The sequence below is a fragment of the Microbacterium sp. 1.5R genome, from assembly GCF_007667425.1.
Lineage (GTDB): Bacteria > Actinomycetota > Actinomycetes > Actinomycetales > Microbacteriaceae > Microbacterium.
This window is the reverse complement of sequence record NZ_VDRC01000001.1, coordinates 245,708-270,874: the sequence shown is the minus strand read 5'-3', so window position 1 is coordinate 270,874 and position 25,167 is coordinate 245,708. Positions and strand designations below refer to the sequence as shown.

The following is a 25,167-nucleotide window of genomic DNA, read 5'->3' as shown; positions in this document are numbered from 1 at the left end:
GGAGTACGCCAGAGATGGCCGACGAGAACAATGACTACGACGCCCACACTCTCGACTTCGCTGCGGATGCCGACGCATCAGACGCAGTGATCGCGGAGACTCCCGAGGAGTCGCCCGCGGAGGAGACGCCCGCCGAGGACACGGTGGTCGAGATCGACGCCGCGCCCGCAGACGAGGAGTCCTCGGTGGCGGAAGATGCCCCCGTCGCGGAGGATGCCCCGGTTGCGGAGGATGCTCCGGTTGCGGAGGAAGCCCCGGTCGCGGCGGAGGCTCCGGTTGCCGAGGATGCTGCGGTCGCGGAGGAGGCTCCGGTCGCCGAGGAGGCTCCGGCTGCTCCGGTCGCAGAGGAAGCTCCGGTCGCCGACGAAGTTCCGGCTGCCGAGAAGGCTCCGGCGATCGACGAGCCCGCAGACCAGCCGACTACCGAGGCGCCGCAGGCCGTGGAGCCCGCGAAGCCCGCTCCGGTCACCGCCGTCTCCCTCGGTCTGCTTCCCGAGGTCTTCGTGTCGCAGGTCTCGACGCGCCTGCACTTCTACGCGCCCGAGATCGTGCCGCTGCCGGCGGTGACGGGACGCGATCGCGACCGTGACCGTGGGTTCGAGCGCGACCTCGAGCGCGACACCGAGGAGTCGTCCTCCGGCCGCCGCGGCCGCCGCCGGCGTGGCGGTTCGGATGAGGGCGATCAGCGCGACGAGCCCCGTCAGCCGCGCCAGCGGACGGTCGAATACATCACCGAGCCGAAGGCGATCAAGGGATCGACGCGCCTCGAAGCCAAGAAGCAGCGTCGTCGCGACGGACGCGACGCCGGTCGTCGTCGCCCCGTGGTCACCGAGGCCGAGTTCCTCGCGCGCCGCGAGTCGGTCGACCGCAAGATGGTCGTCCGCGCCAAGAACGGCCGCACGCAGATCGGCGTCCTCGAGGACGGCGTGCTCGTGGAGCACTACGTCGCCCGCAATCAGGACGCATCGCTGATCGGCAACGTCTACCTCGGCCGCGTGCAGAACGTTCTGCCGAGCATGGAGGCGGCGTTCGTCGACATCGGCCGTGGCCGCAACGCCGTGCTGTACTCCGGAGAGGTCGACTGGGACGGCGTCGAGACCGGCAACCAGCCCCGCCGCATCGAGCTTGCGCTCAAAGCCGGCGATCGCGTCCTCGTGCAGGTCACGAAGGATCCGGTCGGGCACAAGGGTGCGCGACTGACGAGCCAGATCTCGCTCCCCGGCCGATACCTCGTGTACGTGCCCGGCGGATCGATGAACGGCATCAGCCGCAAGCTCCCCGACAACGAGCGTGCGCGTCTCAAGCGCATCCTCAAGGAGGTGCTGCCCGAATCGTCCGGCGTGATCGTCCGCACCGCCGCCGAAGGCGCCACCGAAGACCAGCTGACCCGCGACGTGCAGCGGCTCACCACACAGTGGGAGCACATCCGCAAGCAGGTCGAGAGCCAGCAGGCCCCGGCACTCCTGCACGCCGAGCCTGATCTGCTCGTCAAGATCGTCCGTGACGTCTTCAACGAGGACTTCACGAAGATGCTCATCCAGGGCGAGGACGCGCAGCGCACGATCCGCGCCTATCTCGAGAGCGTCGCCCCTGACCTGCTCGAGCGCGTCGAGTCCTACGAGGACGAGGTCGATCCCTTCGACGCGTTCCGCATCACGGAGCAGATCGAGAAGGCGCTCGACCGCAAGGTCTGGCTGCCCTCCGGCGGTTCGCTCGTGATCGACCGCACCGAGGCCATGACCGTGGTCGACGTCAACACCGGCAAGTTCGTCGGCTCGGGAGGAAACCTCGAAGAGACGGTCACGAAGAACAACCTGGAGGCGGCCGAGGAGATCGTCCGTCAGCTGCGTCTGCGTGACATCGGCGGCATCATCGTCGTGGACTTCATCGACATGGTGCTCGAGTCGAACCGTGATCTCGTGCTGCGTCGTCTTATCGAGTGCCTCAGCCGCGACCGGACGAAGCACCAGGTCGCCGAGGTCACCTCGCTCGGCCTCGTGCAGATGACGCGCAAGAAGCTCGGCCTCGGGCTGCTCGAGACGTTCAGCGAGGCGTGCGACGTGTGCGCCGGTCGCGGCGTCATCGTTCATCACGATCCCGTGGTGAAGCACCGCTCCAACGGCGCCTCGAACGGCAACGGCGGCGGCAACGGAGGCTCTTCGTCGAACCGTCGCCAGCGCGGGAACGGCAACGGCCAGAATCAGAATTCCGCGCCCGCGGCGACCACCCACAGCATCCCCGAGGGCGCCAAGTCCGCACTCGCGCAGATCGCCGCCTCCACGCGCGCCCCAGCCGCCGATGTGCTCGCGGACTCTCCGGACGCTCCGGACGTCGAGGTCGATGCGCCGGCGCCCGCCGCGCAGGAGCGCCCCAAGAAGCCCCGCAAGAAGCGCGGCTCGGAGCGCAAGGGCCCCAAGTCGCCGGCCGAGCAGCTGCTCGACTCCGTGCTCGACGCTCTCCCCGAGCCGAAGGCTCCGGGGCAGGGACGTGGACGCCGTCGCGTGACCACCGCCGCGCTCACCGGGACCCCGGTGTCGGTGAACTCCGACTCAGCGGCTCCGATCGCGACCCCGGACTCGGAGTCCTGACGCGATCAGTCTCCTGACGAGCTCCTTGCCGCCGACATGCTGAGCACCGGCGGCGAGGAGCCGCGGGAGCGCGTCCTCCGGGACGTCGTAGTGGTCGAGGTCGAAGGCGCGCCGGGGGAGATCCTGGGCACGGGCGAACGCGTGCAACTCGTCGAGACTCTCGTCGCTGACCAGGTGCGCCCACAGTCGTCCGTGGGCCGGCCAGACGGGGTCGTCGATGAGAACGGTCATCTCGTCAGCCTACGACCGGACGCGTCGCGTTCGACGTTTTGCCTCCGTGTCCGGCATCCGGTAAAGTAGTCCCTTGGTGCGCATGCCGCGTCGTCCTCGACGGTCGGAGCGGAGAGTCTTGCAGTCGCACCCGTCGCCCCCGCGACGCAGCAAGCAACAGTCTTCCCGTGAGATTCTCGGAGCCGCGAGCTCCCCAACGAAACAGGTATGAAGTGGTTTACGCAGTAGTGCGCGCCGGTGGGCGGCAGGAGAAGGTCGAGGTCGGCACGATCGTTCAGCTCGACCGTGTTCAGGCTGCTCAGGGCGAGAAGATCGAGCTGGCCGCTGTGCTGCTCGTCGACGGCGCCACGGTGACCACCGACGCTGACTCGCTCGCGAAGGTCAAGGTCACGGCTGAGGTTCTCGGCAACCTCCGCGGCCCGAAGATCATCATCCAGAAGTACAAGAACAAGACCGGCTACAAGAAGCGTCAGGGCCACCGCCAGGAGCTCACGCGCGTCAAGATCACCGGCATCAAGTAAGACCGAGGAGACCAGGACATGGCACACAAAAAGGGCGCAAGCTCCACCCGTAACGGTCGTGACTCCAACGCTCAGCGCCTCGGCGTGAAGCGCTTCGGCGGCCAGCAGGTCCTCGCCGGCGAGATCATCGTCCGCCAGCGCGGCACGCACTTCCACCCCGGCGTGAACGTCGGCCGTGGTGGCGACGACACGCTGTTCGCCCTCGCCGCCGGCGCGGTCGAGTTCGGCGCGAAGGGTGGCCGCAAGGTCGTCAACATCGTCGCCGCTGCTGCTGCTGAGTGATCACAGCACGACGCTAGACATTCGAATCGGGGCGGGCTTCGGCCCGCCCCGATTCTTTTTTGCAAGGAGAGAGACATGGTCACCTTCGTCGACACCGTGACGCTGCATCTGCGTGCGGGCAAGGGCGGCAACGGCTGTGTCTCGGTGCACCGCGAGAAGTTCAAGCCGCTCGGCGGACCCGACGGCGGGAACGGCGGCGACGGCGGCGACATCGTCCTCGTGGCCGACTCGCAGACCGGCACGCTCCTCTCGTATCACCACTCGCCGCACCGCAGCTCCGGCAACGGCGGCCCCGGCATGGGCGACCACCGTGCCGGCTTCATGGGAGAAGACCTCGTCCTGCCGGTGCCCGTCGGCACCGTCGTCAAGAACACCGCGGGCGACGTGCTGATCGACCTGGTCGAGCCCGGCGAGCGCTTCGTCGTCGCGCAGGGCGGCCAGGGTGGCCTTGGCAACGCGGCGCTCGCGACGCCGAAGCGCAAGGCACCCGGATTCGCCCTGCTCGGGACGCCCGGGCACGAGGGCGATGTCGTCCTCGAACTCAAGACGGTCGCCGACGTCGCACTGGTCGGGTATCCCTCCGCCGGCAAGTCGAGCCTGATCGGCGCGATCTCCGCCGCGCGTCCGAAGATCGCCGACTACCCCTTCACGACCCTCCACCCCAACCTGGGGGTCGTCCAGCAGGGCGACTTCCGCTACACCGTCGCCGACGTGCCGGGGCTCATCGAGGGTGCCAGTGAAGGACGGGGTCTCGGCCTCGAGTTCCTGCGCCATGTCGAGCGCTGCTCCGCTCTGCTGCACGTCATCGACTGCGCCACGCTGGAGCCCGGTCGCGACCCGATCTCCGATCTCGACGTCATCCTCGCCGAGCTCGCGGCCTACGAGGTGCCCGAGGGGCAGACCCCGCTGCTCGAGCGCCCGCAGCTCGTCGCACTCAACAAGGTCGACGTCCCCGAGGCGCGCGACCTGGCCGACCTCGTCCGCCCCGACCTCGAGGCGCGCGGATTCCGCGTGTTCGAGATCTCGACGGTGTCGCACGAGGGCTTGCGCCCCCTCACCTTCGCCCTCGGCGAGATCGTCGACCGGCACCGCGCCGAGCAGGCCGCAGCCGAGCCGGCGCGCGAGCGCGTCGTGATCCGCCCGAAGGGGTCGAAGAAGGACTTCTCGATCCGGGTCGAGGGCGGTACCTACGGCAACATCTACCGCATCCTCGGCGAGAAGCCCGTGCGCTGGGTGCAGCAGACGGACTTCCAGAACGAAGAAGCCGTCGGCTTCCTCGCAGACCGCCTCGAGAAGCTCGGTGCCGAAGACGAGCTCTTCCGGCTCGGCGCCGTCCAGGGCTCGACCGTGGTGATCGGAGAGGGCGACAGCATCGTCTTCGACTGGGAGCCCACGATGTCGTCGGCCGCCGAGCTCATGACGGCTCCTCGCGGCACCGACCCCCGCCTCGCGCCGAACGGCCGCCGCACCACGTCGGAGCGTCGCGAGCAGTACTACGAGCGGATGGACGCCAAGGCCGAGGCCAGGGCAGAGGCGGAGGAGCGCCGTCTCGCGACGCGCGGAGACGACGCGTGACGGCCCGCACCCGGGCGGACCTCGCGACCGCCTCCCGCATTGTCGTGAAGGTCGGCTCCTCGTCGATCAGCGGTGAGGCGTCATGGCGTATCCCGGTGCTGGTCGAGGCACTCGCGGCAGCTCATGCCCGCGGCGCCGAGGTGATCCTCGTATCGTCCGGCGCGATCGCCACCGGCATCCCGTTCCTCCGTCTCGATGCCCGTCCGACCGACCTCGCCACCCAGCAGGCCGCTGCGGCCGTGGGGCAGAACATCCTCGTCTACCGCTACCAGGAGGCACTGCGTCCGTTCGACATCGTCGCCGGCCAGGTGCTGCTGACCACCGGCGATCTCGAGAACCCCACGTCGCGCAGCAACGCCCGCCGGGCCATGGAACGTCTGCTGGGCCTGCGCATCCTGCCTATCGTGAACGAGAACGACACCGTCGCGACGCAGGAGATCCGGTTCGGCGACAACGACAGGCTCGGCGCCCTGGTGGCTCAGCTCACGCAGGCCGATGCCCTCGTGCTGCTGAGCGACATCGAATCCCTGTACACGCGCCCGCCGTCCGATCCTCGCGCCGAGCCGATCGATGTCGTCGCCCCGGATGCCGACCTCTCCGGACTCGAGTTCGGGTCGACCGTCGTCAACAGCGTCGGCACCGGGGGAGCGGCGACGAAGGTGTCGGCGGCCCGGCTCGCGGCCGCATCCGGGATCGGCGTGCTCGTGACCAGCGCGGACCTCGTCGGCCAGGCCCTGGACGGCGAAGAAATAGGAACCTGGTTCGAACCGGCGCTCTCTTAGACTGGGCGGATGACCGACCAGACCCCGCAGGTGCGCCTCGAACGCGCCAAGGAGGCGTCCCGCGCCACCGCCGCGTTGACCAGTGACGACAAGGCGCGAGCGCTCGAAGCGATCGCCACTGCTCTGGAGACGAACGCCGAGAGGATCATCGCCGCGAACGCCCGCGACATCGAACGGGGGCGCGTCGACGGCATCGGCGAATCGCTGATCGACCGTCTGCGGCTGGACGAGAAGCGCGTCGCAGCCCTCGCCTCCGCCGTGCGCGAGGTCGCGGCGCTCCCCGATCCGGTCGGACGCGTCGTCGGCGGGCACCGGATGCCGAACGGCGTGGCGCTCGAGCAGGTGCGCGTGCCGTTCGGTGTGGTCGGCGCGATCTACGAAGCCCGACCCAACGTGACGGTCGACATCGCCGCGCTCGCGCTGCGGTCGGGGAATGCGGCCGTCCTGCGCGGCGGTAGCGCGGCCCGCGACTCGAACACCGTGCTCGTCGGGATCATGCGCGATGCGCTCGGTGCGGCCGGGGTCACCCCCGAGGCGATCCAGACGGTCGATGACTTCGGCCGCGACGGGGCCAAGGCGCTCATGCACGGCCGGGGTTTCATCGACGTGCTCGTGCCGCGGGGCAGCGCCGGACTGATCGAGACCGTGGTCACGGAGTCGACGGTCCCCGTGATCGAGACCGGGGCGGGCAACGTCCACATCGTCCTCGACGAGAGTGCGCCGGACGACTGGGCACGCGACATCGTCGTGAACGCGAAGGTGCAGCGTCCGAGCGTGTGCAACGCCGTCGAGACCGTTCTCGTGCATCGCCAGGCCGCGCCGCGCCTGGTGCCGCTCGTGGCCAGCGCGCTGCAGAGCGAAGGCGTCGCCATTCACGGTGACGACATCGTCGCAGGCCTCGTCTCGAACGTGATACCCGCGACTGAAGAGGACTGGGCGACCGAGTATCTCAGCCTCGACATCGCGATCAAGGTCGTCGACACGCTCGACGATGCCCTCGACCACATTCGTCGCTACAGCACAGGCCACACCGAGTCGATCGTGACGACGGACTCCCGCAACGCCGAGCGGTTCCTCGCAGAAGTCGACTCCGCCGTGGTGATGGCGAACGCGTCGACGCGATTCACGGACGGGGGAGAATTCGGTTTCGGTGCAGAGGTGGGCATCTCGACGCAGAAGCTGCACACCCGCGGCCCCATGGGGCTCGCCGAGCTGACCAGCACGAAGTGGCTGGCGCGTGGGGCGGGGCAGACCCGAGGCTGAGGGCTAGACTAGGTGGCGCTGCGGCGCTTCGCGCGCCACCCGCCAGCCACGAAACGGAGCAAGGATGAACCTCGTCGCACAGATCGCGATGGCCGCCGCCGAGACCGAGCACCACGGCAACGTCGCGCTCGAGACGTTGATCTTCGGGGTCATCGCCGCGATCGTGTTCGCCTTCCTCGCGCTCGTCACGCTGTCGTACAAGAACGTCGCCAACCGTCACTCGGCCAAGGCGGAGGCGTGGGCTGCGAGGCACGGCAAGGACGGCCACGACGCAGGGCACGGCCACTAGTCCCGTATGACTGACACGACCTCGCGCCCCGCGCGCATCGGTGTGATGGGCGGCACGTTCGACCCCATCCACCACGGGCACCTCGTCGCCGCGAGTGAGGTCGCGCATTCCTTCGGCCTCGACGAGGTCGTCTTCGTACCCACGGGTCATCCCTGGCAGAAGTCCGAGGTGACGCCGAGCGAACACCGCTATCTGATGACGGTGATCGCGACGGCATCCAATCCGCAGTTCACGGTCAGCCGGGTCGATATCGACCGCGAGGGCCCGACCTACACGATCGACACCCTCCGCGATCTGAAGCGCGATCGCCCGGACGCCGACCTGTTCTTCATCACGGGCGCGGACGCCGTGGCGCAAATTCTCAGTTGGAGGGACCATGATGAACTGTGGGAGCTGGCCCACTTCGTCGCGGTCTCCCGCCCAGGACACGTCTTGAGCACGGACGGCCTCCCGAGCGAGGACGTCAGCCAGCTCGAGGTTCCAGCGCTGTCCATCTCCTCGACCGCATGCCGCGCGCGCGTGCGCGAGGATGAGCCGGTCTGGTATCTCGTTCCCGACGGAGTCGTTCAGTACATCGCGAAGCATCATCTGTATCGGAGCAAGGCATGAGTACATCGGATCAGCCCGCGCAGGGTCCGCTGACACGAAAGCAGTTGCGGGAGCTCCGCCTGACGGGCTCGACACCTGTCATCACGCCCGAGGAGATCGAGGCGGCCGCCGCGGCTGCCCCGCCCGCGCCCCCCGCCCCGAGCCGCACGGAGCCCACGTCTGCTCCGCAGGACTCCGCCGAGGGTGAAGACACCGGCGAGACCCGCCTGACCCGTCGCCAGGTCCGCGAACGCGTACGCACCGCATCCGTTCCCGTCATCGGCGAGCAGCCCGCCTCGACGGACGAGACGGCGGACGAGGATGCCGCGGGCTCGCCCGAGCCCGCCGCCGATGACGCACCCACGGCCGATGACACGACAGCCGCCGACAAGCCGGCCGCCGGCACGCCCGAGCCGGTGGTCACCGCCGTTCCCGTCTTCGCTCCGTCCGCTCCGTCGGAGGCGCAGCAGGATCAGGACGACGAGGTCGACGAGGAGCTCACCGTGCTGCCCGTCGCCGCAGCAGACAGCGTCGGCGTCGTGCCGCTCGTGCCCGCGACGGTCGAGCCCGAGGAGAGTACGACCGACGAAGTCGGGTCAGGCTCTTCCGCAGACGACGACTCGGAGTCTTCCGTCTCCGATCTCGGCATCGAGCCGGCGTCCGAGACCGACGAAGACGCCGTGGCCGTCGACGACGTTCTCGCCGACGTCGACGCGACGGACGATGCGTCGGTCGCCGACGATGAGCGCCCCACGGTCAACTCGGCCTTCGGCAGCGGTGTGCGCGGCGGTGAGCCGGAACAGCAAAAGCCCTTCGCCCCGTCGTTCGACGAGCTGCTCACGGTCGGTGATTCGACCGGGTCGCACCGGGCGCCGAACACCCTCATCTTCACGCCGGGACCGGGGGAGGGATCGCTGTCGGGTCCCGTCGCCTCCACCGGCGAGATCCTCATCACCGGGTCCTACGAACTGCCGAAGGGCCTGGGCTCGCAAGGGCATGCCCACGGCACCACGGACGGCAAGGACATCGACGCCGTCCTCATCGACGGAGAGCTGCCTCCGGCATCCTCTCCCACCCCGATCGCGGCCAGCTCCGCGATCAGCACCATCAAGCCCGCCGGAGAGGTCATCCGTCCCCCGGCGCCCGAGAAGGGCAACCGGCTCACCATCATCCTCGCGATCGTGACGGGCGGTCTGGCCCTCGCGGTCGGGGTCGCCGTCGTGATCGCCATCACCACGAATGTCTTCTGATGCAATCACCTGAAACCGCCGAAGAGATGCTGCAGATCGCAGCTGAGGCCGCCGTCTCGAAGGGCGGCGAGGATCTCGTCGCCCTGAACGTGTCGGAGCCGCTGCCGCTCGTCGACATCTTCCTGCTCGTCACCGGGAACAGCGAGCGCAACGTCGCCGCGATCGCCGACGAGGTCGAGGACCGACTGATCGAGTCCGGACACAAGCGCGTTCGTCGCGAGGGTCGTGCCGAGGCACGCTGGGTCCTGCTCGACTTCGGCGACCTGATCGTGCACGTCTTCCATCAGGAGGAGCGGGTCTACTACGGACTCGAGCGACTCTGGAAGGACTGCCCGGTCATCCCGATCGAGCTGGCCGAGCCCGCCGACCGCAGCTGACATGCCAACCCACCTGGTGACGGGCGCCGGCTCCGGCATCGGAGCGGTCGTCGCGCGACGTCTGTTGGAGCGCGGCGACGAGGTCGTGGTGCTCGCACGCGATGCGGGACGCGCCCGTGAGATGACGGCGGCGCTGCCGGGCGCCTCCGCGCTCGTGGGCGACCTCGCTCAGCCCGGCCGTCTGTCGTGGGCGTTCTCGAAGCAGCCGCTCCCGGAGCGGATCGACTCGCTCATCCACGTCGCCGGCGTCGTCGATCTCGGATCCGTCGCCGACCTTCCGCCTTCGTTGTGGGAGCAGCAGCTCGCCGTGAACCTCGTCGGCCCCGCCGAGTTGACGAGGCTGCTGCTGCCTGTGCTCCGGGTGTCGCGGGGCCGCGTGATCTTCGTCAACTCGGGTGCAGGGCTGCACGCTCACGCCGGCTGGGCCGCGTACGCGGCGTCGAAGCACGGGCTCCGAGCGCTAGCCGATGCTCTGCGCGCGGAGGAGTCGGAACACGGGGTGCTGGTGACCTCGATCTACCCCGGACGCACCGCGACGCCGATGCAGGAGAAGGTGCATCAGCAGGAGGGGCGGGAGTACGACGCGGAACGCTTCATCACCCCCGAGAGCGTCGCGACCACCGTGCTCACCGCGCTCGACCTGCCGTCCGACGCGGCTCTCACGGATCTCACGGTGCGACCCGCGCGCTGAGCGGCCCACCCGTCTGCCGTCGATCGGCCCGGTTGTCAAGGGGCTCGGTCGTCGCCGACCCGCCGGAGATGATCTGCTCGGGGAGAGAGTCAGGGAGGACTGTCTGATGAATGGAGATCCGGAGCCGAGATACGTGCTCACCCGCATCACACCGTCGGAATGGGTGATCAACGACCGGCGGTACGCCGATACCGACCCTCGCTACGTCGTGGCATGCGTGTACGAGTACGCGGAGACCGAGGTGGAGGTCGTGTGGCTGCGGGATCTCCCTCTGGCGATCCGGTACTCCACCGCCTACGACGTGCTGGAGGACGTCTCGCGCGTACAGGATTCGAGCCGGGCCACCCGTCCGATCGCCATCCCGCACCTGCCGCCGCTGCTCGCGAACTGAGCGACGCGGCGACCCGAGCGGGGGTCGCGCTGCGCGTCGGCTCCGTTCAGGCGGAGAGACGGGTGCGGCGTGCCAGCATCCCTCGATCCGCTCTCGTCTGCGGAGGGATCGCCGAGAGCAGCGATCTCGTGTACGGGTGCGATGGGTCGCGGTAGACCGTCTCCGTGTCGCCGACCTCGACCATGTCGCCGAGGTACATCACGGCGACGCGGTCGGCGATGTGCCGCACGAGCGACAGGTCATGCGCGATGAAGACGATAGACATGCCCAGCCGTTCGCGCAGATCGCACAGCAGGTCGATGATCTGGGCGCGGATCGACACGTCCAGCGCCGACACGGGCTCGTCGCAGACCAGTACGTCGGGGTCGAGAGCCAGGGCCCGAGCGATGCCGATGCGCTGCCGCTGACCTCCGGAGAACTGATGCGGGAAGCGCGATCCCATCTCGGGGGACAGGCCGACGAGATCGAGCAGCTCGGCGACGCGCTCGCGGCGGCTCGCGGCCGTGCCGGTGCCCGTGGCGGCGAGGGGCTCCGACACGAGCTGCTGCACCGTCATCCGAGGGTTGAGCGACAGATAAGGGTCCTGGAAGACCATCTGCACCCCCTTGCGCAGCGTCTTGCGGTCTTGCAGGCGTCCGCGGGTGACGTCGCTGTCGCGATAGGTGAGGGTGCCTGAGTCCGGGGAGTCGAGGCCGACCAGCATCCGGGCGAGCGTGGACTTGCCGCTTCCGGACTCCCCGACGATCGCGAGGATCTCGCCGCTGCGCAGCTGCAGGTCGACGCCGGCGACAGCGACGACGCGATGCGCCCGGCGTCCGCTTCCGGAGCGGAAGGTGCGCTCGACGGCGGTCGCCTCGAGGATCGGTGCGGAGCCGTCGTCTTCGGCGGCAGCGCTCACGTCCTTCGGCATCGAGTTCAGGAGCTGCTGCGTGTACGGATGCTGCGGGGCGGTCAGCACGAGGTCGGCGCTGCCCGATTCGACGATGCGACCGGTGCGCATCACGGCGACGCTGTCGGCGACCTCCATCACGACGCCGAGGTCGTGCGTGATCAGCAGGATGCCCATGCCGAGACGGTCGCGCAGCGAGAGCAGCAGGTCGAGGATCTGCGCCTGCACCGTGACGTCGAGGGCGGTCGTCGGCTCGTCGGCGATGATGAGGTCGGGGTCGAGGGCGATCGCCATGGCGATGAGGATGCGCTGCCGCTGCCCCCCGGAGAACTGGTGCGGGTAGTCGTGAACGCGCTTGTCGGGGGTCGGGATGCCGACGAGGGTGAGGAGCTCGACGGCTCGTGCCCGAGCGTCGCGTCGCGACATCCTCCGGTGAGCGCGGAGAAGGTCGCTGATCTGGTCACCGATGCTCAGCACCGGGTTGAGAGCCGACAGGGCGTCCTGCATCACGAGACTGACCTTGACGCCGCGCAGGCGTCGGTGCTGCTCGGGGGAGAGGGAGAGCAGGTCGACGCCGCTGAGGGCGAGGGTATCGGCTCGGACCTCTCCGTCGTCGATGAGCCCCATGATCGCGCGGGCGGTCATCGACTTCCCCGAGCCGGATTCGCCGAGCAGGGCGAACACCTCACCGCGGTGTACCGCGAGGTCGATGCCGTCGACGACGCGGTTGCTCCTGCCGTCTCCGGTGAGCGTGACGGTGAGACCGGCGACCTCGAGCACGGTGCCGTCTCCGGGTGCAGACGTGTTCTCCATGCAGCCATCATGCCAGCACATCAGCTCTGAAATGTTTCGATCATGAAACATCTCAGCCGAATTTTCTCAATTCAGTTGACACCAGCGCCGAAATCATCGAGATTCGAGGAAATCTCCCTTCGCCGGACGGGAGAGGCATCCCGCACCATCGAACCGAAGGAGCATTCGTGCTCGAAAAAGCTGACCGCTATGACGGCTACACCGCCTACGAGTACCTCGAAGCGGGCAAGGACTACCGCGAGTTCCGCTACGCCAAGCAGATCGGCCGCGTCCCCGCCTACGAAGGACTCGAGCTGACGGACGCGCAGAAGGAGCGCACGGAGCGCCTGCTGCGCGAGGAGACCGTGATCTCCCTCCACGAGCACGTACAGGTCTTCCCCGAGGACATGGGCGAGCTGCGCGACCACATCCGCCAGGGCCGGGAACCCACCGGGTACCAGGGCCTCGCGCGCTCCGGCCTCACCGCCGTGTTCGACAACGGCATGGACGGCACCTGCTGCATCTCGAGCGACGCCGGGTGGAAGTACCAGGACGTGCTGTTCGACCTCGGCGTGCGCATGGCCGACCTCGCCCACCAGGACTTCGTCATCAAGGCGGAGTCGATCAAGGACATCCGCTACGCGGCCGAGACCGGGCGCGTGGCGCACATCTTCGCCCTCGAAGCCGCGACCATGATCGAGAACGAGGTCGACAGGCTCGACGTGCTCTACGGGTTCGGCGTGCGCCAGATGGGCATCGCGTACTCCGAGGCGAACATGCTCGGCGGCGGCCTCAAGGAGCGCGGCGACGGCGGTCTCACCTACTTCGGCGAGCGCGCCGTGGAGCGCATGAACAAGCTCGGCATCGCGATCGACATCTCGCACTCGGGCGACCAGACGTGCCTCGATGTGGTCGCGCATTCGAAGAAGCCCGTGTTCATCACGCACGCCGGCGCACGGGGCCTGTGGCCGACGAACCGGATGAAGACCGATGAGACGATCATCGAGTGCGCGAAGCGCGGCGGGGTCATCGGCATCGAGGCCGCACCGCACACGACGATCTCGCCGCAGCATCCGAAGCACTCGCTGGAGTCGGTCATGGACCACTTCCAGTACTGCGTCGACCTGGTGGGGCTGGAGCACGTGAGCTTCGGACCCGACACCCTGTTCGGCGATCACGTCGGACTGCACGACGCGTTCTCGTCGAACCTCTCGCTCGGCCAGGCGCACGCCAACGTCGAGTACGAGAAGCAGCCGTACGTCGACGGGATCGAGAACCCTGCCGAGGCGTTCTACAACATCATCGGCTGGCTCGTGAAGCACGACTACTCCGACGACGAGATCCGCGCGGTCGTCGGCGGCAACACCATGCGCGTACTCGAGGAGGTCTGGGTCTGATGAAGCACAAGAGATACCTCGCCCTCGGTGCGGCCGCGGCACTCGCCGTGAGCCTCACCGCGTGCGCCCCATCCGCACCGGAGCCGGGGGAGTCATCCTCCAGCACCGGGCCGAGCGACGAGACGCTCAGCGTCGGGACGACGACGGACGTCGTCAACTTCAACCCGGTGCTCGGCAACAGCCGCACGGACTCGTGGATCACCAACCTGATGTATCCGCACCTGCTGAGCATCAGCGAGGACGGTACCAAGGAGGAGCACGTCGCCACCGACTGGGGCTACGTGGACGACACCACCGGGTACTACGAGATCCGCGACGACCTGACGTGGAGCGACGGCGAGCCGCTCACCGCCGAAGACGTGGCGTGGACGCTGAACGCGGTCAAGCGCGACCAGGCGCCGGGAACCTTCTACGGACAGCTGGGCAACCTCGACACCGCGACCGCGGTGTCGGACACCCGTGTCGAGCTGACCCTCACGCAGCCCGACTCGTCGATCATCGACGAGATCGGCTTCTGGGGAGTGGTCGTCCCGCAGCACGTGTTCGAACCGCAGGGGTCGATCGCGGAGTTCGCGAACGACGGAAGCGACGGAGGCTGGGTCGGCATGGGGCCGTTCATCCTCGACGACTTCCAGGTCGGACAGCATTACACGCTGAAGCGCGTCGAGGACTACCCCCTCATCGACGGCGGCGTTCCCGGCCCGGCCGAGGTCGTCTACCGCGTGTACCCCGATGTGAACACCGAGATCCTCGCCCTGCAGAGCGGCGAGATCGACGTGATCGCCAACGCGCTGCCGCCGGCACAGGTCGAGCAGCTCAGCAACACGGACGGGCTGCAGGTCATCGAGGCGCCGGGGCTCGGCTACGCGCACCTGGTCTACAACATGGAGAAGCCCGACCTCGCGAAGACCGAGGTGCGCCAGGCGCTCGCCCACGCGGTGGACTACGAAGCCATCCGCACGGTCGTGCTGCAGGGACAGGCGGTCTCGACGGGATCGAGCGCGCTCATGCCGGTGCTGGCCAAGTACTACGACGACTCCGTCACCGAGTACGTGTTCGACCCCGAGATGGCGCGCTCGCTCATGGAGGACGCCGGATACACGGCCGACGCGAACGGTACCTTCCCGGTCTCGTTCCGACTGATCTACTCGCTGCAGGACAGCGTGACCAGTCAGTGGGCGCAGCTGGTGAAGGACACGGCGGCCGAGGCGGGCATCACGATCGAGCTGCAGGGCACCGAGCGCAACACCTACCTCTCGATGACCAACGCGGGTGACTACGACATCTACGCCGGCAACTTCGCGATCATGGACGACCCGGTGACGAACTTCGCCCTGTCGTACCTGCCGGGTGGGGCGATCAACTACACCCACGTCGACGACCCCGAGCTGAACGCGCTGATCGAGGAGGGCATGGTCACGTTCGACGAGGACGACAAGATCTCGATCATGCGCGAGGCGAACAAGATCGTGCACGAGCAGGTCTACGACAACATCATGTACACGCAGAACCTCTTCTTCGCAGCCAGCGACGAATGGGACGGCTTCATCTCGAAGCCGAGCGAACTGCTCTCGATCGTGAACCCGCTCTCGCTCGCGAGCGCGCACCCGGTCGAGTAACAACCCCCACTCTCGAGGAAGGTCGCCCGGGTGTCCCGAGCATCGTTCATTCTCAGCCGCGCAGGGCGAGGCCTGCTCACGATCTGGTTCGCCGTGACCGTGACGTTCCTGCTGCTCCGCCTGCTCCCCGGCGACCCGGCGCTCGCGCTGGCGAGCCCGAACATGACGGACGAGATCCGGGCGACCATCCTCGAGCAGTACGGGCTCGACCAGCCCCTGCTCATCCAGTACGGCCTCTACATGTGGCAGCTCGTTCAGGGCAACCTGGGCATCTCGTTCACCCAGTCGATCCCCGTGCTCGACGTGCTGGTGCAACGACTTCCCTGGACGCTGCTGCTCACCATGACGGCGCTCGTCCTGACCATCGTCATCGGCATCCCGCTCGGCGTGGCAGCCGCGTCCTTCAAGGGCCGGTTCATCGACCGGGCCGTGCAGGTGCTCGGCGTGACGGGGCAGTCGCTGTTCGTCCCGAGCGTCGCCATCCTGCTGCTCTTCGTGTTCGGTCTGAATCTCGGCTGGTTCCCGATCGGCGGGGCGTACACGAACAACACCTACGGCATGGAGTGGTACCTCAGCGTGGCGCAGCACCTCGTGCTGCCGGCGGTGTCGCTCATGCTCATCCAGGTCGGATCGTACGTGCTCACCATGCGGTCCACCCTCATCGAGACCCTCAGCGAGGACTACATCCTCCTCGCCAAGGCCAACGGCTTGCGCGGCCGGCGCATCCTCTGGAAGCACGCCCTGCGCAACGCCCTCCTCCCCACGACCACTCTGATCGGCCTGCAGCTGGGCTCCCTCGTCGGGGGAGCGGTGCTCACCGAGACCGTATTCGCCTATCCGGGTATCGGCCGCGGCATCTACGAGGCCGTCACCCAGCTCGACTTCCCGGTGCTGCAGGGCGCGTTCCTCATGCTCGCCGTCACCGTCGTGGTCGCGAACACCATCACCGACATCGTCTACGGCTACCTCGACCCGAGAGTGAAGACGTCATGACCGCTCCTCTTCTGCCCACCGCCGAGGGCGCGCCCCTCACCGAACCTGCCGCCGTCGGCAGCGAGCGTGCGAGCGCGCACACCTGGCGGGCCTTCCGCCGCGATCCGCTCGGGATGATCTCCCTCGGCCTCCTGCTGCTGCTCGTCGTCGTGGCGCTCGCCGCCCCGCTGATCGCACCGTATCCGGCGAGCTACGGTCCCGACGTGCTGCGGCCACCCAGCGCCGAGCACCTGTTCGGCACCGACGCGCTCGGCCGCTCCGTCTTCTCCGAGGTGATCTGGGGGACGCAGCAGAGCGTGCTCGTCGCCGTCGCGGCATCCGTCATCGCGATCATCTTCGGCACCATCATCGCGGTGATCGGGGCCTACTTCCGGCGCCTCGACGGGGTCATCAGCGTCGTCGTCGATATGACCCTCTCCCTGCCCGTGCTGCCGCTCATGATCCTCATCGCCGCGCTCGTCGGCCCCAGCACGACGACGATCATCCTCGTCGTCGCCGCGTTCTCGTGGCCGGAGGTGACGCGTCTCGTGCGCTCCCAGGCGCTCACGGTCGTCGGACTGCCGTACGTCGACGCGGCGCGCCTCATGACGACGTCTCCGTTCTGGATCATCACCCGTCACATCCTCCCCGCCGTCACCCCGGTGGTCGTCGTCTCGGTCGTCGTCACGGCCTCACGCGCCGTGCTGTCGGCTGCCGGCCTCGCCTTCCTCGGCCTCGGCGACCCGACGACGTGGTCGTGGGGTCGGATCCTCTACGAAGCCCAGCAGGCCGGCGCGATGGTCAGTGCCTGGTGGCTCACGCTGTTCCCGTCGATCGCGATCCTGATCCTGGTGCTGTCGGCGACCCTGCTCTCGATCGCGTACAACGACGCCAGAAACCCCCGTCACATCAAGCGCTGACCGGAACGGACCCCATGAACGACTTCGACCAGAGACTCGCGCCCGAGTTCTTCGATCGCACGCAGGAGCGCGTCCGCACGATGATGGCGCAGGAGGGCTTCGACGCGTTCCTCACCGACCACCCGGAGGACATCGCCTACCTGACGGGTTTCTTCCACCACCCGTCCGAACGTCCGGTCGCCGTGTGGGTGGAGGCCTCTGGACGCACCGTCATGCTGCTGCCCGAGCTCGAGCGCGAGTACGCCGAATCGCAGGCTGCGCGGGCGGAGCTCGTGGCCTTCTTCGAATACCCCGGGGTCGTGCCGCCTTTCCAGGTGCTGGCGGACGCGGTGGCCCCCGCCCGTCGCGTCGGGTTCGCCTCGACCATGCCGTATGCGCGCCTCGCCGCGGCCCGCTCCGCGTTCGGCCCCGCCGAGCTCATCGGCTCGGACCTCACCATCCGCGCTCGGTACGCGAAGTTCCCCGAGGAGGTCGTGCTGCACCGCGAGGCCGCGAGGATCACGGACCGCATGCTCGACGCCGGCGTGCAGCTGGTCGCGGACGCCGTGGCAGCCGGGGGAGACCTCCCGACCGAGACCGAGCTCGAGCGCCACGTCACCGCGGCAGGCACGCGCATCATGTACGCCGAGCACCGCAACGTCGTCGTGGCCTCGCTGCTCGCCGGAGGCCTGGTGTACTCCGGGCCGAACTCCGCCTTCCCGCACGGGCTGCCATCGGTCAACCGCCTGCGCGACGGCGACACGTTCATGCTGTCTCTCGGCTGCGCGGTCGGCGGACGCTTCATCGAGGGCGAGCGCACATTCGTCCTGGGCGAGCCGACGGCCGACCAGCGTCGGTACCACGACACGATCCACGCCGCGCAGAAGGTGGGCCGTGAGACGATCCGGGCGGGTATCGAGGGTAGGGAGGCGAACCGGCTCTGCCTCGACGTGATTCGCGACGCGGGGCTCGGCGAGTACATCCGGCACCGTCAGGGGCACGGCATCGGGCTCGGGATGCACGAAGCGCCGTGGCTCGAAGACGGCGACGCGACCGTGCTGCAGAGCGGGATGGTCGTCTCGAACGAGCCCGGCATCTACGTCCCTGGCCATGCCGGTTACCGCATCAGCGACAGCATGCTGATCACGGACGACGGAGCCGAGCCGCTCACGACCTTCCCGCGCGGCCTCGACGACTGCGTCATCCCGCTCTGAGCACCGCCCCTCGCATCACACGACCATACGAAGGAAGAGGAACACCATGACCAGCACGCCCGAGGTCTCTCCGGAGTTCGCCGCCGCCACCACCGACCATCAGTGGGTCGAGATCAACGGCAACCACCTCGCGGTCGAGGTGCTCGGCCCGGAGGGCGCCCCCGTCATCATCACGCATCACGGTGCCCCCGGGCTCGGTTCCCGCGCGGAACCGCGTGCCAGCTTCGGACGCCTCGCCGACGAGTACCGCGTCGTCGTGTTCGACGCCCGTGGCAGCGGACAGAGCGAAGGCAACGGCACGTTCAGCCACGAGCAGTGGGCGGCCGACATCGACGGACTCCGCGAATGGGTCGGAGCGGAGCGGATCGTCATGGCCGGCGGGTCGTACGGCGGCTTCATGGCGATGGAGTACGCGCTGCGCTACCCCGATCGCGTGGCGGCGGTCGTGCTGCGCGACACGTCGCCCGACAACTCCAACGCCCACCTCGCGCGGGAGAACGCGCTGGCATCGGATCGGGTGACGATCGACATGGAGAAGTTCGACCGCATCGATGTCGGCCAGGTCCGCGACAACGAGGACCTCGAGGACTGCTGGCGCGAGATCCTTCCGCTCTACGACTTCACCTACGATCCGGATGCCGTCGAGCGCAAGGTGCGGGCGACCCCGTATCGCTACGAGGCGCACAACTACGCGTTCTCGGTGAACCTTCCGAACTACGACCTCAAGCCCCGGCTCTCCGAGATATCGGTGCCGACACTCATCACCGTGGGACGGACCGACTGGATCACGCCAGTATCGTGTAGCCAGACGATCGCCGATCTCATCCCGGACTCCGAGATGGTGGTGTTCGAGAAGTCGGGGCACTCCCCGCAGATCGAGGAGGCAGCAGCGTGGACGGAGACGGTGCGCACGTTCCTCCACCGGGTGCACCCGCCCACGGCATGAGCAGCGCCGCACTCGTGAGGGATGTCAGCGACCTCGACCGCCGTATCGTCGTCGCCCTGCAGCAGGACGGCCGCGCCAGCTGGACGTCGATCGCCGAGTTCGCCGGCGCGTCCGTGTCGACGGTCACCCGCCGCGGTCAGCAGCTGCTCGCCGAGGGGATCGTGCGCGTCGGCATCGTGCCTACCCTCGGCAGCGAGGGGCACGTCGAGACCTTCTTCGTGCGGATCAACTGCACGCCCGGCTCGCAACTGGGCGTCGCCGAGGCGCTGATCGGCTCGCCGTATGTACGTTTCGTCACGCTCGTCACCGGCAAGTTCGACGTGTTCGCCGAGGTCGTCATCCCCGGTGGGGCCGCGCACTACGCCCATGTGCTGTCCGACCTGCAGGCGATCCCCGGCGTCGAGCGCTGGCGCAGCGACCTGGTGGTGCACACGTACAAGGTGAGCTTCGACTGGGGGCGGCAGCTCTACGACACGCACGCGGAGGCGGCGTCCGACCCGCAGTCGTACATGCCCGCGCCCAACACCTGCGACCCGAGCCACTTCGACGATGCGGACCGCGCGATCGTCAGGGAGCTGAGCGAGAACGGCAGGGCATCGTTCCTGTCGATCGCCGCGAAGCTCGACATGAACGAGAGCAGCGTGCGTCGGCGATACGACCGGATGCGCGCGGCAGGATGCCTGACCACGGTGACGATGGTGCCGGCATCCGCTCTCGGAATGAGCGCCGAGACGCTGTTGATGCTGAGGGTCGAGCCGTCGCGGCTGGCGTCGGTGGCCAAGACGCTGTCTCAGCACGTGTCGGTGCGGTTCCTCGCGGCGGCGCTCGAGGAGAACTCGCTCTACTGCGAGATCATCCTGCCGAGCACCGAGACCCTGCACGACTTCCTCACCGGGACCATCGCGCATCTGAAGGGTGTCCGCGGGTGGAACGCCGCCATGGAGCTCGTGTTCATGAAGCGCGGCTTCATCGAGACGCCGTGGTGGCGCGCGCAGGTCGCGTCAGCCGAAGCAGCCGGTGCGGCCGGCGCGGTCGGCGCGAGCTGAGCGGCAGTCGCGCGCTGTCCAGCGGCGGGCTGAGTCGGCGTCCGCGCCCACCCAGCCCGCGCCTGGTTCAGTCGCCCTCGGCCGCGATGCGGTCGGCGTCCGCGCTGTCGATGAGCTCGGGATTCGCGTCGGGGTCGAGCTGACGTTCGCCGTCGACCTCGCGGATCGGCTCGTCCTGCGACTCGTCGCCGTCGCCGAGCGGCGGCACCGGAGGGATCGGGGGTGGGGGATTGCTTGACATGAGCTGCTCCTCTCGTCGTGAGTGGTGCCACGCTACGGCGACCGCACGCCGAGCGGGAGTCGGTTGACGCGCGGTCGCCGCGGGGCTAGGTGCCGCGATCAGACGGTCTCGGGACGCTTCTTGCGGAAGGGGCGGGCCGGGGTGTGCGGGCCGTCCCACACGGTGATGATGCCCCAGGCGACGGCAGCGATCGGCACCGACAGCACCGCTCCGACGATGCCGCCGAGGATCGTGCCCGTGGTCAGCGCGAGCAGGATGACGAGGGCGTGCAGCTTGAGCGACCGAGCCATGACGACCGGCTGCAGGAAGTTGCCCTCGAGCTGGTTCACGAGCACGACGATGCCGACGACGATGAGAGCGGCGACGGGGCCGTGCGTCACGAGCGCGACGAGAGCCGCCAGGATGCCGGCCGCGGTGGCGCCGACGAGCGGGATGAACGCCGTGAGGAAGACGATCACGGCGAGCGGGATGGCGAGCGGGATCTGCAGGATGGCCAGACCGACGCCGATGCCGACCGCATCGGCCGCGGCGACGATCGAGGTGCCGCGGACGTAGCCGCCGAAGACATCGACCGTCTTGTCTCCGATGCGACGAGCGCGCTCGTAGCCTTCGCCGGTGAACGGGCGGAGCAGGAACTCCCAGATGCGCGGACCGTCCTTGAGGAAGAAGAACAGCACGACGATCATGAGCGCCAGGCCCGTGAAGAAGCTCGCGGTGGCCGAGACGCCGGCGAGGGCGCCCTGACCGAATGATGCGCTGGTGAGGAAGTCGCCCACGCTCGACCAGACCTCGTCGAGGTCGATCGACGCGAAGTCGAACGGCAGGGTGTCGAGCCAGGCGGTGACCTTCGACACGCCCTCTCCAGCGGAATCGATGAGGTCGTCCCACTGCGAACGGACGGTGAGCACGATCACCCAGACCACGCCGCCGAGGATGACGATGATGCCGATCAGCGCGATCCACGTCGCCAGGATCGACGGCACCCCGTGTCGTCGCATCAGGGCGACGAGCGGGTGGATGGCGCTCGCGAGGATGAGCGCGATCGTCACGGGGATGAACACGAGAGACAGCTGGGTGATGACGAGCACGCCGACGGCCACGAGGGCGAGCACTGCGAGCGTCTGCAGGCTGCGGGTCGCGGCACGTCCCCATCCGCGCGCCCAGAGGGTGCCGGCGTCCGGTGTCGTCGAGTCCGAGGTCGTCGAGTCCGAGGTCGTCGGCTCCGGTCGTCGGAACAGTCCCATCACGTGCGCCTCCTGCTGTTCGCGTCGACGCCCGGATGACGAAAGACCGCTCCGTCCTTACTATCCAGGCCCGCTGTCGATGGCAAGCCCCTGGCGTGCGGGTTGCGCAGGCCGCACTATTCTTCTATGCCGCCAGCGAGGCGGCGGGAGAGGACGACGCCACATGACCGACCAGACCCCCACGCAGCGCGTCGCGGAGCTCATCAAGGACTTCCGCTTCGCCATGCTCACGACCCGCAATGCGGAGGACCGACTCGTCGCGCACCCGCTCACGGTGCAGGAGGCCGAGTTCGACGGCGACCTCTGGTTCCTCGTCGGGAAGGGCGCCACGTTCGTCACCGACCTGCGGGCCGACGACCGCGTCGGCGTGTCGCTCAGCTCGAACGACTCCTGGGTCTCGCTGTCCGGCCGCGCCGAGCTCGTCGACGACCGAGCGAAGATCAAGGAGCTGTGGAGCCCGACGGTCGAGGCGTGGTTCACCGACGGACCCGACGACCCCGAGGTCGGCCTGCTCAAGTTCACGGCCGAGACCGCGGAGTACTGGGACAGCCCCGGCGGCAAGATCGCCTCGCTGTTCAGCTTCGTGAAGTCGAAGATCACCGGCGAGCCGTACGACGCCGAGAACGAGACCGTGCGTCTGCCTGAGAACTGAGCACTGAGCACTTCGGCGTCGCGTCCTCCGGGGCGCGGCGCCGTTCAGCGCCGGCGGATGGGGCCGGGGTGCGCGTCGGTCATCGAGCGCCTCGCGACGGGAACGAACGCGAGCAGGACGCCCGCGGCGACCCCGCCGATCCCGCCCATCACCATGTCGCCGATGGTGTCCTGATAGGTGACGAAGATGTCGTCGCTGAGGAACTTCCAGCCGAGCCACTCGATCATCTCCCACACGGCGCTGATCGCGAGCGCCAGCAGCGGCACGAGGATGATCGGAGTGCGACGGCGCGGTACGCCCTCATCGCCGCCGGCAGCTGTCGTGAGGGCGACGACACCCGTGCGGGTGAGGATGACCGCCGCGACGACGGCGAGCACCCCGGTGCACAGGAAGTGCAGCACGAGATCCCAGCCCATCACGGTGCGGTAGAGGTCGAAGACGTTGCTCCACGCCGCGACGAGCACCGTCGCGCACGCGGCCACGTCGAACCAGGCGGCGAGGCCCAGCATCCGCGGGAGCATGAGCGCAGGCAGCGCGAGGGCGGCGATGCCGGCATCCGTCGGTTTCATCCAGATCGCCGCGGCGATCACCCCGAGCACGCCGATCAGGCGCAGTGCGTCGGCGAGCCACTCGCCGGGCGTCGCCGGCGGTCGCAGGAAGTCCTCTTTCACGCTGCTCCTCCGATGCGCAGGATGCCGTGCACGGCCAGGTGGTCTGACGGGGAGACGCCGCCGAAGCGCCGGGCGTCGATCGCCGTCGACCGGATGTCGATGCCGGGGGTGGTGAGGATCCAGTCGATCCGCCTCGCGCCGACTCGCGGTCGCCGATAGTTCGCGTGCGTGCCCCACTCCGGTGTGCTCCGAGTATCGGCGGCCGTCCAGGCGTCGGCGAGCAGCCCACCGTCGAGCATCCGCCGGAGGGTCGCCGATCGTGGCCCGGCGTTGAAGTCTCCGAGGACGATCGCCGGCAGTCTGCGATCGCGGATGAGCGCTCGGATGCGGTCGACCGACCGGTCGCGGGATCGGGCGGACAGCGGGTCGAGGTGAGCGTTCACCGCGAGGAACGTCGACCCCGTGCGTCGGTCCTCGAATTCGGCCCAGACGAGGATTCGCGGGAACGGCGTTCCCCAGCCCCGGGACCCCGCGCGGTCCGGCTCGTCCGACAGCGCCTCCTGTCGCCACGCCCGCAGGGTCAGTCGCGTGCCGTCGAACAGCAGGGGAGTGCCTTCGCCGCGGCCTTCGGGCCCGCGTCCACGACCGATGCTGCGATAAGCGTCGCCGAGTGCGTCACGGACGGTCGGCATGGCGTGGGGAAGCACCTCCTGGAGGGCGAGCACGGAGGGACGGCTCGCACGGAGCAGCGCCGAGACCGCCGGACCCCTCGTGCTCCACCGATCCGCTCGCCGCTGCAGGATGCCGTCCGTCGGCCGGCGGAGGTTGAAGGTCATGACGTGGATGTCGTCGGGATCGACCGGGCCCGACAGTGCGGCGGTCCCCGCAGCGGACGCCGACGAGTCCGACGCCGTCATGCGGCGACCCCGGCCGTCGCGCGGGGGGATGCCGCCCGGCGGCGAGCGACAAGGCGGCGCCAGCGGCGGGGAGGGAAGTCGTCGGGCCAGTGCACCGTCACGCTCCGGAATCCTCGATGCACGCGTCGGCCGAAGGCACCCTGAGTCAGTGGTCGCATCGACATGCCCATCGACGATCCGGGAAGACGGGCGATCGTGAACGCCGCGCCGAGGTGGAAGGCCAGGTCGAGGTCGTCGTGGACCTCGGAGTCCTCCCGGTGCACGTGGTCCTTCACGTGCTCCCATGCCGAGCGGCGGAAAGCGAGGTTCGATCCGAAGAGCGGCAAGTGGCCGAGCGCCATGCCGGTCATCGCGGCGTAGGCGCCGAGATACAGGAGTGCGAGCGGGGCGCGGAGAGCACGCGGGCCGTCGGTGAAGTGCGCGCGTCCCATGAACGCCGCGACCTCTTCGGCGCTCGAGAACGCGTCTCGGACCTCAGCCACCCAGGTCGGCGCCGGCACGCAATCGGCATCGAGGCGCAGGATCAGTTCCCCCTGCGCCGAGTCGTACCCCGTCGACGCGGCGGCGGGAATGCCGGGCGTTGCGCAGAAGACGACGCGGGCGCCGGCGGCGAGCGCGATCGCGGCCGAGTCGTCGGAGGAGGCGTTGTCGACGACGACCACCTCGTCGGGCGGCACTGTCTGCGCGGCGAGTGCCCGGAGGCAGCGGGCGAGCAGCGGGGCATCGTCCTTGACGGGGATGACCACCGTCGTCCGGACGTATCCGGTGTCGACCGACAGCTCCGGCATCCGCGCGCCTCCCATGACGTCAGCGCACGGACGTCCGTCCGTGCTCTCCCCCCACCCTACGGAGGGCAGGGAAGGGACGTGGCCGGGTTGACGACGGTTCGGCGCGCCGCTA

The 25,167-nt window shown here is 68.7% G+C and carries 27 protein-coding genes; 20 read left to right on the top strand and 7 right to left on the bottom strand.

Annotation, left to right across the window (positions count from 1 at the left end; genetic code table 11):
• Window positions 1–14 precede the first annotated feature (14 nt).
• Window positions 15–2,588 (top strand): Rne/Rng family ribonuclease, encoded by a 2,574-nt coding sequence (locus tag FSY98_RS01385; RefSeq protein WP_144873120.1) that lies wholly within the window; start codon window positions 15–17, stop codon window positions 2,586–2,588.
• Here the strand turns inward: FSY98_RS01385 and FSY98_RS01380 are convergent.
• Complete coding sequence (locus tag FSY98_RS01380; protein ID WP_144873116.1) at window positions 2,550–2,819, bottom strand: DUF4031 domain-containing protein; 270 nt, start codon at window positions 2,817–2,819, stop codon at window positions 2,550–2,552. The genes FSY98_RS01385 and FSY98_RS01380 overlap by 39 nt on opposite strands.
• Before the next feature lie 212 nt (window positions 2,820–3,031).
• Between FSY98_RS01380 and rplU the strand changes: the two genes are divergently transcribed.
• The 11 genes from rplU (at window position 3,032) to FSY98_RS01325 (ending at window position 10,828) form a co-directional block, all read left to right on the top strand.
• Window positions 3,032–3,340, top strand: a complete 309-nt coding sequence (rplU, locus tag FSY98_RS01375) for a 50S ribosomal protein L21 (RefSeq protein ID WP_186307516.1) — start codon at window positions 3,032–3,034, stop codon at window positions 3,338–3,340.
• A gap of 18 nt (window positions 3,341–3,358) precedes the next feature.
• Window positions 3,359–3,622 (top strand): 50S ribosomal protein L27, encoded by a 264-nt coding sequence (rpmA, locus tag FSY98_RS01370; RefSeq protein ID WP_144873113.1) that lies wholly within the window; start codon window positions 3,359–3,361, stop codon window positions 3,620–3,622.
• A 75-nt stretch (window positions 3,623–3,697) separates the two neighbouring features.
• Window positions 3,698–5,197 carry a GTPase ObgE gene (obgE, locus tag FSY98_RS01365; protein ID WP_144873110.1) on the top strand — a complete coding sequence of 500 codons (1,500 nt, stop codon included), beginning with the start codon at window positions 3,698–3,700 and terminating at the stop codon, window positions 5,195–5,197.
• On the top strand, window positions 5,194–5,979 hold the full coding sequence (proB, locus tag FSY98_RS01360; protein WP_144873107.1) for a glutamate 5-kinase: 786 nt from the start codon (window positions 5,194–5,196) through the stop codon (window positions 5,977–5,979). Before obgE ends, proB begins: the two co-directional genes overlap by 4 nt.
• 9 nt (window positions 5,980–5,988) lie before the next feature.
• Window positions 5,989–7,242, top strand: a complete 1,254-nt coding sequence (locus FSY98_RS01355; protein WP_144873104.1) for a glutamate-5-semialdehyde dehydrogenase — start codon at window positions 5,989–5,991, stop codon at window positions 7,240–7,242.
• A gap of 64 nt (window positions 7,243–7,306) precedes the next feature.
• Window positions 7,307–7,531 carry a hypothetical protein gene (locus FSY98_RS01350; RefSeq protein ID WP_144873101.1) on the top strand — a complete coding sequence of 75 codons (225 nt, stop codon included), beginning with the start codon at window positions 7,307–7,309 and terminating at the stop codon, window positions 7,529–7,531.
• A 6-nt stretch (window positions 7,532–7,537) separates the two neighbouring features.
• On the top strand, window positions 7,538–8,140 hold the full coding sequence (nadD, locus tag FSY98_RS01345; RefSeq protein WP_144873098.1) for a nicotinate-nucleotide adenylyltransferase: 603 nt from the start codon (window positions 7,538–7,540) through the stop codon (window positions 8,138–8,140).
• Window positions 8,137–9,369: a hypothetical protein gene (locus FSY98_RS01340; RefSeq protein ID WP_144873095.1), complete on the top strand. Its 1,233-nt coding sequence runs from the start codon at window positions 8,137–8,139 to the stop codon at window positions 9,367–9,369. The genes nadD and FSY98_RS01340 overlap by 4 nt, the downstream gene beginning before the upstream one ends.
• Window positions 9,369–9,746 carry a ribosome silencing factor gene (gene rsfS / locus FSY98_RS01335; RefSeq protein ID WP_144873092.1) on the top strand — a complete coding sequence of 126 codons (378 nt, stop codon included), beginning with the start codon at window positions 9,369–9,371 and terminating at the stop codon, window positions 9,744–9,746. The genes FSY98_RS01340 and rsfS overlap by 1 nt, the downstream gene beginning before the upstream one ends.
• A 1-nt stretch (window position 9,747) precedes the next feature.
• Entirely contained in the window at window positions 9,748–10,437 is a 690-nt protein-coding gene (locus FSY98_RS01330; RefSeq protein ID WP_144873089.1) for an SDR family oxidoreductase, read from the top strand.
• A 106-nt stretch (window positions 10,438–10,543) separates the two neighbouring features.
• Window positions 10,544–10,828 (top strand): hypothetical protein, encoded by a 285-nt coding sequence (locus FSY98_RS01325; RefSeq protein ID WP_144873086.1) that lies wholly within the window; start codon window positions 10,544–10,546, stop codon window positions 10,826–10,828.
• A gap of 46 nt (window positions 10,829–10,874) precedes the next feature.
• Here FSY98_RS01325 and FSY98_RS01320 read toward each other — a convergent pair whose 3' ends face one another.
• Window positions 10,875–12,530 carry an ABC transporter ATP-binding protein gene (locus FSY98_RS01320; RefSeq protein ID WP_144873083.1) on the bottom strand — a complete coding sequence of 552 codons (1,656 nt, stop codon included), beginning with the start codon at window positions 12,528–12,530 and terminating at the stop codon, window positions 10,875–10,877.
• A gap of 167 nt (window positions 12,531–12,697) precedes the next feature.
• Here FSY98_RS01320 and FSY98_RS01315 point away from each other — a divergent pair, with 167 nt between their 5' ends.
• Genes FSY98_RS01315 through FSY98_RS01285 form a run of 7 tightly spaced genes read left to right on the top strand, consistent with a single transcriptional unit; the run spans window position 12,698 to window position 20,602 of the window.
• A complete protein-coding gene (locus FSY98_RS01315) occupies window positions 12,698–13,906 on the top strand; it encodes a dipeptidase (protein WP_144873080.1) in 1,209 nt (402 codons plus the stop codon).
• The gene (locus FSY98_RS01310; protein ID WP_144873077.1) at window positions 13,906–15,525 is read left to right on the top strand and encodes an ABC transporter substrate-binding protein; all 1,620 of its coding nucleotides are present in this window, start codon (window positions 13,906–13,908) and stop codon (window positions 15,523–15,525) included. Before FSY98_RS01315 ends, FSY98_RS01310 begins: the two co-directional genes overlap by 1 nt.
• A 30-nt stretch (window positions 15,526–15,555) precedes the next feature.
• Window positions 15,556–16,518: an ABC transporter permease gene (locus tag FSY98_RS01305; RefSeq protein WP_144873074.1), complete on the top strand. Its 963-nt coding sequence runs from the start codon at window positions 15,556–15,558 to the stop codon at window positions 16,516–16,518.
• A complete protein-coding gene (locus FSY98_RS01300; RefSeq protein WP_144873071.1) occupies window positions 16,515–17,417 on the top strand; it encodes an ABC transporter permease in 903 nt (300 codons plus the stop codon). The genes FSY98_RS01305 and FSY98_RS01300 overlap by 4 nt, the downstream gene beginning before the upstream one ends.
• A gap of 14 nt (window positions 17,418–17,431) precedes the next feature.
• A complete protein-coding gene (locus FSY98_RS01295; RefSeq protein WP_144873068.1) occupies window positions 17,432–18,610 on the top strand; it encodes a Xaa-Pro peptidase family protein in 1,179 nt (392 codons plus the stop codon).
• Between the two features lie 46 nt (window positions 18,611–18,656).
• On the top strand, window positions 18,657–19,556 hold the full coding sequence (locus FSY98_RS01290; protein WP_144873065.1) for an alpha/beta fold hydrolase: 900 nt from the start codon (window positions 18,657–18,659) through the stop codon (window positions 19,554–19,556).
• Window positions 19,553–20,602, top strand: a complete 1,050-nt coding sequence (locus FSY98_RS01285) for an Lrp/AsnC family transcriptional regulator (protein ID WP_144873062.1) — start codon at window positions 19,553–19,555, stop codon at window positions 20,600–20,602. The genes FSY98_RS01290 and FSY98_RS01285 overlap by 4 nt, the downstream gene beginning before the upstream one ends.
• Window positions 20,603–20,669: 67 nt before the next feature.
• Here FSY98_RS01285 and FSY98_RS16595 read toward each other — a convergent pair whose 3' ends face one another.
• Window positions 20,670–20,843, bottom strand: a complete 174-nt coding sequence (locus FSY98_RS16595) for a hypothetical protein (RefSeq protein ID WP_186307515.1) — start codon at window positions 20,841–20,843, stop codon at window positions 20,670–20,672.
• Window positions 20,844–20,941: 98 nt separating this feature from the next.
• Window positions 20,942–22,087 carry an AI-2E family transporter gene (locus tag FSY98_RS01280; RefSeq protein WP_144873059.1) on the bottom strand — a complete coding sequence of 382 codons (1,146 nt, stop codon included), beginning with the start codon at window positions 22,085–22,087 and terminating at the stop codon, window positions 20,942–20,944.
• 163 nt (window positions 22,088–22,250) lie between these two features.
• Between FSY98_RS01280 and FSY98_RS01275 the strand changes: the two genes are divergently transcribed.
• Window positions 22,251–22,739, top strand: coding sequence for a pyridoxamine 5'-phosphate oxidase family protein (locus FSY98_RS01275; RefSeq protein ID WP_144873056.1), 489 nt, complete (start codon window positions 22,251–22,253; stop codon window positions 22,737–22,739).
• A 44-nt stretch (window positions 22,740–22,783) separates the two neighbouring features.
• Here FSY98_RS01275 and FSY98_RS01270 read toward each other — a convergent pair whose 3' ends face one another.
• The 3 genes from FSY98_RS01270 to FSY98_RS01260 are packed head-to-tail and all read right to left on the bottom strand — an operon-like array spanning window position 22,784 to window position 25,055.
• Window positions 22,784–23,410 (bottom strand): hypothetical protein, encoded by a 627-nt coding sequence (locus FSY98_RS01270; RefSeq protein ID WP_144873053.1) that lies wholly within the window; start codon window positions 23,408–23,410, stop codon window positions 22,784–22,786.
• Window positions 23,407–24,267, bottom strand: coding sequence for an endonuclease/exonuclease/phosphatase family protein (locus FSY98_RS01265; protein WP_144873050.1), 861 nt, complete (start codon window positions 24,265–24,267; stop codon window positions 23,407–23,409). The genes FSY98_RS01270 and FSY98_RS01265 overlap by 4 nt, the downstream gene beginning before the upstream one ends.
• Window positions 24,264–25,055, bottom strand: a complete 792-nt coding sequence (locus FSY98_RS01260; protein ID WP_144873047.1) for a glycosyltransferase family A protein — start codon at window positions 25,053–25,055, stop codon at window positions 24,264–24,266. The genes FSY98_RS01265 and FSY98_RS01260 overlap by 4 nt, the downstream gene beginning before the upstream one ends.
• Between the last annotated feature and the right edge of the window lie 112 nt (window positions 25,056–25,167).